Genomic DNA, 529 nt, shown 5'->3' on the forward strand with positions numbered 1-529 from the left:
TGGCAATCTTATCCAGGGGACAAACAGATGTTCGTGCTTCGTTCGACCTTAGCGTGTCTGGGAAAGCAAATCTTGTTCCGACCCCTTGATCGCCTCGGTGACCGAGGATTGCGAAATCGAGAGGTTCTGCGCGGCGCCCGAGACGGTGCCCTGCTCGGCGACGGCGACGAAGAACTGCAGTTGGCGGATGGTGAAAGCCATGGCCGGACTAAACACCGGCGCGTGCGGGAAAGAAAGCCGGCGCAGCCGCCTTGTTTGCGCCGGTAACTCTACCCTCTTGCCGATCTGACGCGACGCCGGTGGCAGCGCAGCGCGACGAGGAACGCGACTTCCAACGCAAGCACGATGGCCATGATGCGAAACGCCACCGTCGGCAGATCGTGGACGCTGTCGCGCATTGCGTAGCCGGCAAGAAGGAAGCCGGCGTTCCACAGCATTGCGCCAAGCAGGGAGGCTAAAGCGAAGGGCAAAGCCGGCAGACGCAGCGCGCCGGCGGCAATCGGCAGATAATTGCGTACCGTGGGCACGA

Annotated in this window: 1 protein-coding gene and 1 pseudogene; both read right to left on the reverse strand. The window is 62.2% G+C overall.

The genetic code is table 11. The annotated features are described in order from the left end of the window. Positions 1 to 66 precede the first annotated feature (66 nt). Positions 67 to 201: pseudogene (locus tag ACWGS9_RS36095) on the reverse strand (LysR family transcriptional regulator); the annotation flags it as partial. Between the two features lie 68 nt (positions 202 to 269). Then, a partial coding sequence (locus ACWGS9_RS36100; RefSeq protein ID WP_454509493.1) for a DedA family protein occupies positions 270 to 529 on the reverse strand: 260 nt, incomplete at its 5' end.

It is taken from the genome of Mesorhizobium sp. Arg314 (genome assembly GCF_053714275.1).